The following is a 12,967-nucleotide window of genomic DNA, read 5'->3' as shown; positions in this document are numbered from 1 at the left end:
GGGATCACTGGGCTAGTTCCTCCTCGCTGGGTCGACCCGCCTGAACCGTTCCGAAGCCCGCCACGACGACACCGGCCAGGGCGAGATACGCCCGGCGGCCCGGCGCCCGCAGGTGGGACGGTTCCACCCGATCGGCCCTGCCGGGGGCCAGGGCGTCCTCCCAGGGCACCCGGACGATCGCCCGGCACCTGCCCCGCGCGACCGCCTCCGCCTGCTCCACGTCGGCCATGCTGCGGCGGCTCACCCCGTTGACCACCATGACCGCCCGATGGCGAAGGTCGGAGCAACCGTGCCCGTCGAGCCACTCGTAGGTCATCGCCACCGCGTCCGGCCCGTCCTCGCTCGCCGGGACGACGAGGACGAGCTGGTCGGCGTAGGGGAGGACCCGCGCGGCCAGAGCCGCGGCCGGGTCCATCACGACCACCTTGTAGTGCCGGTCGAGCATGTCCATCGTCTGGCCGAGCCGCCGGTCGGAGAAGAGCGTGCGGTCGGACAGGCGCTGCTCGGCACCGGCGTCGCTGTCTCCGGCGAGGACCTCCAGCCCCGAGGCGCAGCGGCTGGTGTAGGCGCGCATGCCGAGATATCCCTGGACGTTGTCGAGCCCGGAGAGCAGGGAGGTCAGGGTCTCCGGCGACTCGCCCTGGATCCGGCTGGACAGGGCGTGGGAGCCGGTGCTGGCGTCGACCGCGAGAATCCGGTCCTCGCGGTAGCGGGCGAGGGTGTGGCCGAGCATGAGCGCGGTCGTGGTCTGCCCGGCGCCGCCGGTGCATCCCAGGACCACCACCCGGCGACTGCCGCTGAACACCGCCCTGGCCCGCGCCTCGTCGATCTCCGAGCCGTCCGTACGGCCACCGCCGGGTCCGATCACCACCTGGGCCAGCCGCCGCCAGCCGCCGGAGGAGTCACGGCCGACCACCGACTCGACCCGGCGGACCCTGGTCTCGGCCTCGCCACGTGAGGAACCGGTCACCGGCACCGCGGGGGTGACCGGATCCGCCGTGGCAGGCCCCGAGGGAACCGCGCGGATCGACATGCCGCCCCCCTGGACGCCGGTGCCCGCCGGGGCGCCGGGACCCGCCTGCGCACTCGCGGGCCGCTCCGGCGGCCATGCCTTCGACGCCTTCGACGCCCTCAGCGTCTCCGCCGTCTCCGCCGTCTCCGCCGCGCGCCCGATCGGCGCGGGCTGCCCCTTGCGGTGTTGACGCCGTGCGCTCTCCTCGTCCTGGCTGTCCTGCTTGTCCTGCCTGCTCTGTCCGGTCTGCGGGAGCTCGGCCGCCTCGGCGCGGCGCCCGACCGGCGCCGGTCCGACGAACCTGGGTACGAAGGAGGGGGCGGGCTCCGAGGGCTTCCTGACGGGGTCGGGCACGACGGCCGGCCTCTCGGCGGACACCGCACGGGCCGGAGCGGAGGTCTCCTCCCGTGGTGCCCTGGGTGCCGAGGGCTGCGGCACGGCCGGTGCCTCGGGCCGTTCCTCGGAGGGTTTCGAGGTGGGGGCGTCGGTCTCGGAGGACGCCGCGGGCGCGATCACCTCGGGTCGCCCGACCGGCGCGTCGGGACGCTCGACCGGCGCGAAAGGCACGATCACCTCGGAGGGCGGCGTGACCGCCGCGGGAGGCGCGACCGGTATGGCCGGAGCGGAAGGTACGACCGGCGGTGGGGCCACGACCGGCGGGGCGGGGGCCGCGGCGGCGCGCTCGGCCTCCGCGGAGGCCGCGAGCCTGCGCAGCCGCCGCAGCGCCTCGGTGCCGATCGGAGCGGGCGGAGCCGCGGTCGCGCCGGACGCCCCCGGGGTCTCGTCCCTCGAATCGTCCGCCTTCCCCTCGGCCGCGGATCCGGCCGGCGAAGTGCGGTCGGCCCGCTCCTCGGAAGGTCCGCGGGAATGATCCGCGGGCGGTCGCGAGGCAGGGCCGGGGATCGGCGTACCCGGCGCGGACTCGACGGCCTCGGCCGCCTCGGCGAACGCGACGGGCTCGGACACCGGAGTCACGACGGGCAGGGACCGCACAGACGGCGCGGAGGGTCCGGACAGCGCAGAGGGCACGGGGAGAACGGCGGGGACGGCGACCGGGGGCGCCTCGACGGCCCAGGGGGTCTCGACGCCCCGGGAAGTCTCGGCGGCCGAGCCCTGACCGACGCCCGAGCCCTGACCGACGCCCGCAGCCTGACCAAGGGCCGAGGTCTGGCCAAGGGCCGGGGCGACACCTTGGCGAAGCGCGTGAACCTCGGCCCTGGCGACGGGCGCGGTGGCGGCGGCCGCCGCGGCCGCGGCCACGGCGGGACGCACCTCGCGGCGGGCGGCGGCGCGCTTGGCCTGGGCGTGCCGGGCCTTGCGCGACGCCTTGACCCTGACGGCCGTGTACTGCGGCGCGGCCCGCCAGATCCGGCCGGTCAGCGTGACCTCGGCGGGTTCGGAGAGGGGGGCCATCCTGCACCAGGTGCGCGGCTCTCCCACGTAGCGCACCTGCGACTGGAGCAGCTCGGTGAGCCTCTTGCTCTCGATCACCGGCCGGGTGGAGAGCCAGGTGACGATACCGGGGGGCACCAGGTAGATCACGTGCCAGGGGGCGGCGAAGGGCAGACCGAGAAGGTAGAGCAGCAGCGACCACGGGGCCAGCACTCCCACGAACCCACCGATCCAGACGATCGGGAGCGGCATCGGCAGCCGTAGGTCGTACAGCTTGTAGAGCCGCTTCTCGATCCTCCAGATATTGGTGTACGTGGGCAGATCCACGTGATCCTCCTCTCCGCCTCTCCTTGTTTGACCGTTCGAACCCGGTCTCAACCCCCCGAAATGCCCAGCGCGCCCGCGATCGCCTTGGCAGTCACCTCGATGATGTTCGGAACGTAGAAGATCACTCCGATGGCGATCGCCAGAATGATGAACTGGACGAACCTGGTGATCTCACGGGTGAAGAGGAAGAAGAGTGCCACCACCGAGACGATGACCAGGAAGAGCGGCGCGAAGAAGCTGCGGAGGAAGTCGGCCAGGCCCTCGGTGTTGACGCCCGCCGGAGGTGCTGTGGGCTGAGCGAGCTCCATGGCGCTCAGCAGCATGGTCTTGAGAATCACTTCTTGTCCTCCGTACTCACGATCGTGCCCGCCAAGCGGATAAGGGTCCTCGGCGCGTGTGCGCGGGGACCCGGACCGACGGCTCATCGATCAAGGGGGGTCTGCTCACCGTGGATCGGCACCATTCGATCATGCTTACCCCGCCACAGATCGGTATGCGCCGCGGATGTCCTTGACGAACCACTTGTCGCCCTGCTTGACCATGGTGAGCAAGTAGGACTGCTCCAGCTTGCCTCCCATTTGGCCGGGATCGGCGGGCTCTGGGTCGGTGGACGGGACTGCCTTCGACGGCACGCCCCACGTGACCGTCGCGGTCACCTCGCGGTCGACTCCCCCACTGACGGGCACGGAGAGGTCCTTGAGCTGCAGGAAGGTGAACGCCCCCCCGAATCCCTGCAGGGTGACCCCGGCGTCGGCGTAGCGCTGCAGCGCGGTGGTGTCACCCGCATAGGCCTTGAAGAAGTCTTCCAGCGGGGTGCGCAGCTCCTGCTCGGCGTCGCGGTCGCGCTCGGGTGCGGCCTTGGGCGGCAGGCCGGCCGCCCTCGGCGCGGGCAGGATGCCCGGACGTCCGGCGACGACGAACCTCTCCGCGGCCCGGTCGCGGTAGACGGGCACGGACAGGAGCTGGCGGCGGTTCTCCGACTGGTAGGCCACGGTGACGACGGCGTTGTCGGCGTCGACGACCTCGATCCCGTACGGTTGCACCGCTCCAGCGCTCATCCTGCCGAAACCGTCCCAGCCGAACTGCCCTTCGACGCCCTCCGGCAGGTAGGGGGCGAGCCTCGACTCCCTCTCCGCGAGGCGAGCCCCGTCGAAGTTCAGATAGACCTCGGCGAACTGGGCCGCGAAGGCGGAGGCCTGGACCGTGGGGAACCCGTTTCCCTCGACGGGCACGGCGCTCGAGGGCGCGTTCTGCTGGGTGAAGCGCTCGAAGGGCGCGCGGACCCCGTTCACGACGATGACGACGATCAGCGCCCAGAGCACGGCGCGACCGGCCCACACCAGCCAGCGTCCGCCTCCACCGGACCAGCGTCCGCGCGACACGCCCCGCCCGCGCGCCGGAGCGCGATCGAGGTCGGGATCGTCGGGGAAGTCCGGATATGACGACAGCTCAGGGTCGCCAGCGATCCGGGGATCACGCTGGACTGTCGACCTTCGAGCCATCACGCCTCCGCTCGCGTCAATCCTCGGCCGGTGCGGTGTCGTATTGTTGACGATCCCGTTGGCCATGGTGACGCACTTACTCTAGCCGCCCCGCCGATTCTTCCAGGAAAGCCACGCCTATGCTGCAGGCATCATGATGACTGAGCAAACCGGGTCTGGAACCTCGACGAGGGCGCCGATGCGGCCTATGGTCGAGGAAAAGCGCATTCCCCCTGGCCAGCGCGTGGGGTGATTACTCAAACGCCACCCATTGCTAACCAGACAGCCCCCTGACTGTCGCGACCTGCGCATTTAACACGAAATACGTCACCTGGGGTCACAACCCCTGGAAATACACCTCCTCACCACCGGCCGCCATCGCGAGGGGGTTCCGGCCACCCCGAGGCGGACGGTGCCGATCTCCACGGTCGGCCGCCCCGCCGGTTCCGGAGGTCCGACGAGGCGTCCAGGCCCCCGCCCGATGCCGGGCCGGCGCACCGACCGTCGCGGAGACGAGATTCGCCGGGACGTCGTCGTTCACGATCCACGATGCCGTCGCCCACGATCCAACCGACCCGAACGTGCTCGTCCGGTTCGAGGTCGGAGAGCTCACCGGACCGTTCGTGCGCGGCGAAGACGCCGTTCGACCGGAGTTCGCGCGCGGCGAGGACGACCGTTCGCTCAGACGTTGAAGCGGAACTCCACCACGTCGCCGTCGCGCATGACGTAGTCCTTGCCCTCGATGCGCGCCTTGCCCGCCTGGCGGGCGGAGGCGATGGAGCCGGTCTCCACGAGCTCGTCGAAGGAGACGATCTCCGCCTTGATGAAACCCCGCTGGAAGTCGGTGTGGATCACCCCGGCCGCCTCGGGGGCGGTGGCGCCCTTGCGGATCGTCCAGGCCCTGGTCTCCTTGGGACCCGCGGTCAGGTAGGTCTGCAGGCCCAGGGTCTCGAAGCCCACCCTGGCGAGCTGGGTGAGACCCGACTCCTCCTGGCCGACGGACTGCAGGAGCTCCAGCGCCTCGGCGTCGTCGAGCTCGACGAGCTCGGACTCGATCTTCGCGTCGAGGAAGACGGCCTCGGCCGGTGCGACGAGCGCCGACAGCTGTGCCCTGAGCTTCTCGTCCACCAGTTCGTCGGCGTCGAGGTTGAAGACGTACAGGAACGGCTTGGCCGTGAGCAGGTGCAGCTCGCGCAGGTCCTTGGGGTCGATGCCCGCGCCCTTGGCCCCGGCGTACAGGGTGGCGCCACCGTCGAGGAGCTTGAACGCCGCCTCCGCCGCGTCGAGCGCGGCCTTGCGGTCCTTGTTGGTCCTGGACTCCTTCTGGAGGCGGGGAATCGCCTTCTCCAGGGTCTGCAGGTCGGCGAGGATCAGCTCGGTGTTGATCGTCTCGATGTCGCGCCCGGGGGCGACGCCGCCGTCCACGTGGGTCACGTCGGGGTCGTTGAAGACCCGGATGACCTGGCAGATCGCGTCGGTCTCACGGATGTTGGCGAGGAACTGGTTGCCTCGCCCCTGTCCCTCGGAGGCCCCGCGGACCAGGCCGGCGATGTCGACGAACTCGACCTTCGCCGGCAGGATCTTCGCGGACCCGAAGATCTCGGCCAGCTTTTCAAGACGCGGGTCGGGAACGCCGACGATGCCCACGTTGGGCTCGATGGTGGCGAACGGATAGTTCGCCGCCAGGGCGTTGGCGGTCTTCGTCAGCGCGTTGAAAAGCGTTGACTTGCCGACGTTGGGCAATCCGACGATGCCGATGCTCAGGCTCACGTGAGCCGAGTTTACGCGGAATGACCCACTGCTACCCGCCACGGGCAGGTCACAGGTACGAATCGCAGGGCGCTCACCTGGCACTCACGGGTCACTCATGGGGCGCGAACCGGGCCGTTCCGTGCCGTTCCGGGCCGAGGAGCGTGTCGGAACCGCCGGAAGCGGCCGGGCCTGGAATCATGCCGGGGTGGATGTCATGGCTCTCTCCTTCCAGCTCGCGGTGGGCCTCGCCGCGGGACTCGCGATCGGCTTCCTGCTGGGCCGGGCGCGTTCCTCCTCGGGAGCCGCCGACGTCATGGCCCGCCTCGCCGACGCCGAGGCCCGCGCGAAGATCGCCGAAGAGAAGGTCGTCTACATCGAGGGACAGCTCTCCGAACGGTTCCAGGCCCTGTCGAGCCGGGCGCTGGACGTCAACAACCTGCGATTCCTGGAGCTGGCGGAGACGAGGCTCGCCGCCAACCGGGCCGAGGCCGCCGGGGAGCTGGAGCAGCGCAAGCAGGCCGTCGAGCACCTGATCGAGCCGCTGAAGGACACCCTGGCCCGCGTCGAGACGCAGCTGCGCGACACCCAGGCGGGCCAGCGGGCCGCCCACGCCGAGCTGGCCAAGCACATCGACATCGTCCGCGAGAGCAACGAGCAGCTCCGCGCCCAGACGAACTCGCTGGTACGGGCCCTGCAGCGGCCCGAGGCGCGGGGCAGATGGGGCGAGCTCCAGCTCCGCAGGGTCGCCGAGATCGCCGGCATGCAGCGGTTCTGCGACTTCGACGAGCAGGTGAGCGTCACCACGCCGGACGGCGTCCTGCGACCCGACATGATCGTGCGGCTCGCCGGCGGCAAGAACATCGTGGTCGACTCCAAGGTCTCGCTCGCCGCCTACCTGGAGGCCGCCGAGTCGGCCGACCCCGACCACTCCTCGGCCCGGCTCGACGCCCACACCCGGCACGTGCGCGACCACGTCGACCGGCTGGCCTCGAAGCCCTACTGGCAGGCGTTCAGCCCGGCACCCGAGTTCATGGTGCTGTTCATCCCCGGCGAGGCGTTCCTCGCCCCCGCGCTGGAACGCGACCCCGCCCTGCTGGAGTACGCCATGCGACGGCGGGTCCACATCGCCACACCGACCACACTCATCACCATGCTCCGCACCGCGCAGTACGCCTGGCAGCAGGCCGCGCTCGGCGAGAACGCACGGGCGATCTTCGAGGTCGGCAAGGAGCTGTACGAGCGCCTGGGCAGCATGGGACGCAACGTCGACGCCCTGGGCCGCTCGCTGAGCCGGGCCGTGGAGTCGTACAACAGGACGGTCGGCTCGCTGGAGACCCGGGTGCTGGTGAGCGCCCGCAAGCTGAACGACCTGGGGTTGGTCGAGAGCGACCTGGACACGCCACAGGCGGTCGAGGACCTGCCGCGCGCCCTGACCTCACCCGAACTCCTCGCGCGAGAGGAGCCAAGCCCGCCTCTCGTATCCCGCCTGAACGGTAGGTTGACCAACGACCTGCCCTGAAACTGTTCCCTCGGGGGCTCCTGCGGCCGGACACTGGAGATAGCGAGGGCGACGGCGCCGGGGGCCGCGGTGGTCAAGGTCAGGGGGCGAGTGGTGGACGAGCGAGGCGGCGTGCAGCCGGTCGGCGGGGTGATCGCATGAGTGAGCTTGACCGGGCCTCGGGCATCCGGCTGACCGTTCGGGGCGCACTGGCCTTCGTGCTGGCGTCCACGCTGGTGGGCGGTGTGCTGCAGGCGCTGACCGGGGTGGCGGCACTGACCGGGGCGGCGTTCGTCGCCGGTTGCGTCGCCGCCGCGTCGCTGGTGAACCGCAGGGACCTGCTGTCGCTGGTGGTGTCCCCGCCCCTGCTCTTCTTCGTGACCACCGCGCTCATCGAGGCGATCCGATCCCTGTTCGCGTCCACGCCCGTGCAGGCCTTCGGCCTGGGCATGTACACCGCGCTGTCGCAGGGGGCCCCGTGGCTGTTCGGCGGTTCGTTCCTGGTGCTGGTCATCGCCTGGCGCCGGGGACTCACCCGCTGCGTCCAAGAGCTGCGCGAGGAGCTCAGGGCCTCCAAGGCCTCGGTGCCCCGCCCCAGGAGCGGCGACGGCGACGGCGGCGACGGCAGGGCCTTCGCCCCCGAGCCCGAGGGATACTTCGAGCCCAGGGTGTACGGCACCCCCCGCGAGGGGCAGTAGCGGCCGGGCGCGGGGGCTCGCCCGTGACGGGATCTCCCAGACCGCGGAGAAGGCTGCCGGGCCAGGGCCTCGCATGAGGCGTCCGATCGGATCGGACGGCCGGAGCGTGGCAGGGGTCCTCAGGGTGGCAGGGGTCCTCAGGCGAGAGCGCGAAGCGCACGCTCTCGCGGACGGACTCGACCTCCCAGGCGGATGACGCGACGTCAGACCGTGGCGCGCAGGTCCCTGCGCAGCTCGTGCGGGAGGGCGAAGCGCACGCTCTCGCGGACGGACTCGACCTCCTCGACGTCCCCGAACCCGTTTCGCGCGAGACGGGCCAGGACCTCGGCGACGAGCTCCTCGGGCACCGAGGCGCCACTCGACACGCCGACCGTGGTGACGCCGTCGAACCAGGCGTCGTCGATGAGCGAGGCGTCGTCGACCAGGTAGGAGGCCTCGGCCCCGTGGTCGAGGGCGACCTCGACGAGCCGCTTGGAGTTGGAGGAGTTCTCGGAGCCGACGACGATGACCAGCTGGGCCTGGGCGGCGATCTCCTTGACCGCGACCTGGCGGTTCTGGGTGGCGTAGCAGATGTCGTCGCTCGGAGGGTCGATCAGGTTGGGGAAGCGCTCCTTGAGCCGGGAGACCGTCTCGGTCGTCTCGTCCACCGACAGCGTGGTCTGCGACAGCCAGACCAGCCGCTCGGGATCCTTGACCCGCAGGGTGTCGACCGAGTGCAGGCCGTCGACGAGCTGGACGTGGTCGGGCGCCTCGCCCGCGGTGCCCTCGACCTCCTCGTGGCCCTCGTGACCGATGAGGAGGATGTCGTAGTCCTGGGAGGCGAAACGCTTGGCCTCGTTGTGCACCTTGGTCACCAGGGGGCAGGTGGCGTCGATCGTCTTGAGACCGCGGTCGGCGGCCTCCTGGTGGACCGCGGGAGAGACGCCGTGGGCGGAGAAGACGACGATCGCGCCCTCGGGCACCTGCTCGGTCTCCTCGACGAAGATCGCCCCGCGCTGCTCCAGCGTCTTGACCACGTGGGTGTTGTGGACGATCTGCTTACGTACGTAGATCGGGGCGCCGTACTGCTCCAGCGCCTTCTCCACGGCCTGGACCGCACGATCGACCCCCGCACAGTAACCACGGGGCTTCGCCACTAGTACGCGTCGGGTCGCGGGGGTGTCTGAAGTCATGCTCATATGCTACGTGGACACGCCCGCGAGACTGCCCATACGTCCCACAAGCTCATGCGGCACAAGTCTTGTCACACTAGCCTTCTCGATACAGACCTCCCAGGGAGACGATATGTCAGTCCCCGACATGATTCGCAATGTCACACAAAAAGCAAAAGACCTGCCGCTGCACATGCTGCAGAGCGCACTGAGCGGGGTCGGCCAGGCCCTGCTCCTCGGTGACCGCGTCCGGACCAGGTTCAAGGGAACCTCGGGCCAGGGCGAGACCGCCGAGGAGCCCACAGGGACGGTCGGCGACCAGCCGAGGAAGAGCGGCGAGGAGAGCACGGAGCAGGCGGGGAAGCCCACCCGTCGCGAGCCCGTCATCTTCGCACCGCGTCCGGAGAAGGCCGCGAGCGCTCCCTCCACCGAGCGCAACGGGACGAAGACCACCCCCGACCCTGTCATCTTCAGCCCCACCAAGCCCGACACCGCGACACCCTCCTCGCCCGAGGTCAAGGCCCCCGCCGTCGAGGCCCCGGAGGTCAAGGCCGAGGCCGGCGACGCCCCCGAGGTCAAGGCTTCCGAGGTCGTCGACGCCCCTGCCACTACCGGAACCACCGAGGCCCCCGCCCCGACTCCGGAGCCCAAGACCGCCTCGACTCCCGAGCCCGCCCCGGCTCCGGAGCCCGAGCCCGCCCCGGCGAAGCCCGCCGAGGTCGTCGCCACGGAGCCCTCGGACACCGCCGAGGTGAGGGCCACGGAAGCACCGGCCGCCCCGGAAGTCTCGGAGACCCCGGCCGTCGCCGAGACTCCCAAGGCCGCCAAGACCTCGACTCCCAAGACCGCCAAGGCACCCAAGACCCCCGAGGCCCCCGAGGCCCCCGAGGTCAAGGGCGCGGAGACTCCGGCAGCGGAGGCGAACGCGGTCGTCGAGACCCCCGCCAAGAAGCCCAGGGCCACCCGGGCCAAGGCCAAGGCCCCGGTCGCCGCAGCCGCAGCCGCAGCCCCCGAGGCTCCCAAAACCACCGAGGCCACCACTCCGAAGGCCAGGACGACCAGGACCCGCAAGGCGACCGCCAAGGCCGCACCCGCGGACACCGTGGCCGAGAGCGCCGAGAGCGGCACCCTGACGAGGGCCACGGCCTCCGCTGGGGAAGGCACCCCGGCCGAGGTGGAGACCCCCGCGGCGGTGAAGGTCGAGGTGACCAAGGTCGACACCGCGAAGCCCGGGGCCACGGACGCCGCGGTGGTCGAGGTGACCGGGACCAGGGTCGCGGCACCCGAGGCCGCCGACGCGGCCGGCCCCTCCTCGAAGACGACCACCACGGCGGCGGAGTCCTCCTCGGAAACCGCCACACCCGCCGAGCCTCTGCCCGGCTACTCGGAGCTGACGGTCGCGTCCCTGCGGGCGCGGATGCGTGGCAGGACCGCCGAGCAGATCCGGGAGCTGCTCGCCTACGAGCGGGCCACCGCGGACCGCGAGGTCGTCGTGCGGATGTACGAGAACCGCCTGGCCAAGCTGGCGGCCGCGGAATAGTCGCCTCCGGCGCGTAGGCTCCCGGCCATGAGCTCGAACACCACCCCTGAGCAGCCCCTACCGGTTCGCACGGTGTTGCAGATGGTCGGCGGCTGGATCGGCAAGCTCGGCACCGTCTGGGTCGAGGGGCAGATCACCGAGCTGACCGCCCGCGGCGGCACGGTGTTCCTGACGTTGCGCGACCCGGTGGCCAACGTGTCGGCCCGGATCACCTGCCCGCGCGGTGTCTACGAGGCGACCGTCCCCCGGCCGGTCGACGGCGCGAGGATCGTGGCCCACCTGAAGCCCGATTTCTGGGTCAACAAGGGCTCGTTCGCGTTCACCGCGCTGGAGATGCGGCCGGTCGGGGTGGGCGAGCTGCTGGCGCGGCTTGAGCGGCTGCGCCGACTGCTCGCCTCGGAGGGGCTTTTCGGCGTCGACAGGAAGCGGCGGCTGCCGTTCCTGCCGGGCACGGTCGGGCTGATCTGCGGTCGCGATTCGGCCGCCGAGCGCGACGTGCTGGAAAACTCTCGGCGCCGCTGGCCCGCCGTGCGGTTCAAGGTCGAGCCGGTGGCCGTGCAGGGGCCGTACGCGGTCGGTGAGGTCGTCGAGGCGCTGCGCAAGTTCGACGCCGACGCCGAGGTCGACGTCATCGTGGTCGCGCGGGGCGGCGGGTCGATGGAGGACCTGCTGCCCTTCTCCGACGAGGCTCTTGTGCGGGCGGTGGCGGCCTGCCGTACGCCCGTGGTGAGCGCGATCGGCCACGAGCAGGACAATCCGCTGCTCGACCTGGTCGCCGACGTGCGCGCGTCCACCCCGACGGACGCGGCGAAGAAGGTCGTGCCGGACGTCGGCGAGCAGATGACGCTGATCCGCCAGCTCCGCGACCGGGGCCGCAGGGTGGCGGGCGGCTGGCTCGACCGCGAGACGGCCTGGCTCGCGGCGGCCCGCTCCCGCCCCTCTCTCGCCGACCCGGTGCGCGAGGTCGAACGTAGGGCCGAGCAGGCCGAGCAGCTCAGGGACCGGGCGAGGCGGTCCCTCACCGCCTCCCTGGACCGTGCCTCCGATTCGCTGGAGCACCTGCGTGCCCGCCTGGTCTCGCTGTCTCCCGCCGCCACGCTGGAACGCGGTTACGCGATCGTGCAGCGCCCCTCGGGCGAGGTCGTACGGCTCGCGAGCGAGGTCTCCCCCGGTGACGAGCTCACGGTGCGCTTCCCCGACGACCGGGTGCGGGTCAGGAGCGATCCCGCCAGGTGAGCGAGGGGTAGCCGTCGTCGACGAAGCCGAGCTGCCGGTAGAGGGGCTCGGCGTCGGAGGTCGCGTGCAGGTCGACCCTGCGGACTCCGCTGTCGCGGTACCACTCCAGGAGGGCTCCCATGATCGCCCGGCCGTGCCCCCTGCGCCGGTGGCGGGGGTCGGTGGTCATGCCCTGGACGTAGCCGTAGCGGCCGTCGGGAAGGCTGGGGCCGGGAAAGCGGTCGAAGATGAGGCCGATCCCGCAGGCCGCCAGCCCGTGGCCGGGGGAGTCCACCACGTAGACGGCGGTGTCGGAGCTGCCCAGCCGCTCCCGGAGGCTCTCGGCGTAGGCGCCCTGCCACTCCTCCTCGATGGGGAGGTGGCCGTCCATCGCCATCCGGTCGGCCAGGATCTCCCGGAGGCGCACCAGTTCGGGAATGTCGCCGACCGTCGCGTCACGAACGTTCACCTCGGCATTCTTCCAGCCGTACGGCACCGGCGAAGCGGGAGGGGAGCCCGCCGACGCCGATCAGCCCTCGCGAACCGACGGTGACTCCCGGCACGGCACGGCGTCACCGGATGGGCGCAACGATCTAAGGTGGGTCCGTGGCCGATGAGAAGAGACCGTCGTACGAGCAGGCGCGCGAGGAGCTGACCGAGGTGGTCCGCAGTCTTGAGGCGGGCGGGCTCACCCTGGAACAGTCGATCGAGCTCTGGGAGCGCGGCGAGAAGCTGGCCGCGATCTGCGAGGAGTGGCTCCAGGGGGCTCGGGTGAGGCTCGCGGCCGCGATGGCCCAGCGTCGGCAACCCGACCCGGCCGGGGAGACACCCTTCTGAGTCCCCTTCGGCGAGCGGCCGATGTTGGACGAGTGGGGACGAATGGTTCCGGCGGCGTTCATCT

11 protein-coding genes are annotated in these 12,967 nt (G+C 71.3%); 5 read left to right on the top strand and 6 right to left on the bottom strand.

What is annotated here, in order from left to right; genetic code table 11:
- Positions 1 to 4: 4 nt before the first annotated feature.
- From ABZ664_RS16590 to ychF, 4 genes are all read right to left on the bottom strand, one after another.
- Complete coding sequence (locus tag ABZ664_RS16590) at positions 5 to 2,731, bottom strand: TcpE family conjugal transfer membrane protein (RefSeq protein ID WP_362509626.1); 2,727 nt, start codon at positions 2,729 to 2,731, stop codon at positions 5 to 7.
- A 47-nt stretch (positions 2,732 to 2,778) separates the two neighbouring features.
- On the bottom strand, positions 2,779 to 3,054 hold the full coding sequence (locus tag ABZ664_RS16585; protein WP_362510052.1) for a hypothetical protein: 276 nt from the start codon (positions 3,052 to 3,054) through the stop codon (positions 2,779 to 2,781).
- Positions 3,055 to 3,204: 150 nt separating this feature from the next.
- Complete coding sequence (locus ABZ664_RS16580) at positions 3,205 to 4,233, bottom strand: conjugal transfer protein (RefSeq protein WP_362509623.1); 1,029 nt, start codon at positions 4,231 to 4,233, stop codon at positions 3,205 to 3,207.
- A 660-nt stretch (positions 4,234 to 4,893) separates the two neighbouring features.
- Positions 4,894 to 5,982 (bottom strand): redox-regulated ATPase YchF, encoded by a 1,089-nt coding sequence (gene ychF, locus ABZ664_RS16575; RefSeq protein WP_362509620.1) that lies wholly within the window; start codon positions 5,980 to 5,982, stop codon positions 4,894 to 4,896.
- Positions 5,983 to 6,178: 196 nt separating this feature from the next.
- Between ychF and rmuC the strand changes: the two genes are divergently transcribed.
- Positions 6,179 to 7,483 carry a DNA recombination protein RmuC gene (rmuC, locus tag ABZ664_RS16570; RefSeq protein ID WP_362509617.1) on the top strand — a complete coding sequence of 435 codons (1,305 nt, stop codon included), beginning with the start codon at positions 6,179 to 6,181 and terminating at the stop codon, positions 7,481 to 7,483.
- Between the two features lie 137 nt (positions 7,484 to 7,620).
- Complete coding sequence (locus ABZ664_RS16565; protein ID WP_362509614.1) at positions 7,621 to 8,160, top strand: DUF6542 domain-containing protein; 540 nt, start codon at positions 7,621 to 7,623, stop codon at positions 8,158 to 8,160.
- 203 nt (positions 8,161 to 8,363) lie between these two features.
- Here ABZ664_RS16565 and ABZ664_RS16560 read toward each other — a convergent pair whose 3' ends face one another.
- Positions 8,364 to 9,332: a 4-hydroxy-3-methylbut-2-enyl diphosphate reductase gene (locus ABZ664_RS16560; RefSeq protein WP_362509611.1), complete on the bottom strand. Its 969-nt coding sequence runs from the start codon at positions 9,330 to 9,332 to the stop codon at positions 8,364 to 8,366.
- A 112-nt stretch (positions 9,333 to 9,444) separates the two neighbouring features.
- Between ABZ664_RS16560 and ABZ664_RS16555 the strand changes: the two genes are divergently transcribed.
- Both ABZ664_RS16555 and xseA read left to right on the top strand, forming a co-directional pair.
- Positions 9,445 to 10,851 (top strand): hypothetical protein, encoded by a 1,407-nt coding sequence (locus tag ABZ664_RS16555; RefSeq protein ID WP_362509608.1) that lies wholly within the window; start codon positions 9,445 to 9,447, stop codon positions 10,849 to 10,851.
- 27 nt (positions 10,852 to 10,878) lie between these two features.
- Positions 10,879 to 12,087, top strand: coding sequence for an exodeoxyribonuclease VII large subunit (xseA, locus tag ABZ664_RS16550; protein WP_350947960.1), 1,209 nt, complete (start codon positions 10,879 to 10,881; stop codon positions 12,085 to 12,087).
- Here the strand turns inward: xseA and ABZ664_RS16545 are convergent.
- Positions 12,065 to 12,535: a GNAT family N-acetyltransferase gene (locus ABZ664_RS16545; protein WP_362509605.1), complete on the bottom strand. Its 471-nt coding sequence runs from the start codon at positions 12,533 to 12,535 to the stop codon at positions 12,065 to 12,067. The genes xseA and ABZ664_RS16545 overlap by 23 nt on opposite strands.
- Before the next feature lie 137 nt (positions 12,536 to 12,672).
- Between ABZ664_RS16545 and ABZ664_RS16540 the strand changes: the two genes are divergently transcribed.
- On the top strand, positions 12,673 to 12,903 hold the full coding sequence (locus ABZ664_RS16540; protein ID WP_350947962.1) for an exodeoxyribonuclease VII small subunit: 231 nt from the start codon (positions 12,673 to 12,675) through the stop codon (positions 12,901 to 12,903).
- Positions 12,904 to 12,967: the final 64 nt, after the last annotated feature.

This window comes from Streptosporangium sp. NPDC006930 (assembly GCF_040635605.1).
Lineage (GTDB): Bacteria > Actinomycetota > Actinomycetes > Streptosporangiales > Streptosporangiaceae > Streptosporangium.
This window is presented reverse-complemented; position numbering and strand designations above follow the sequence as displayed.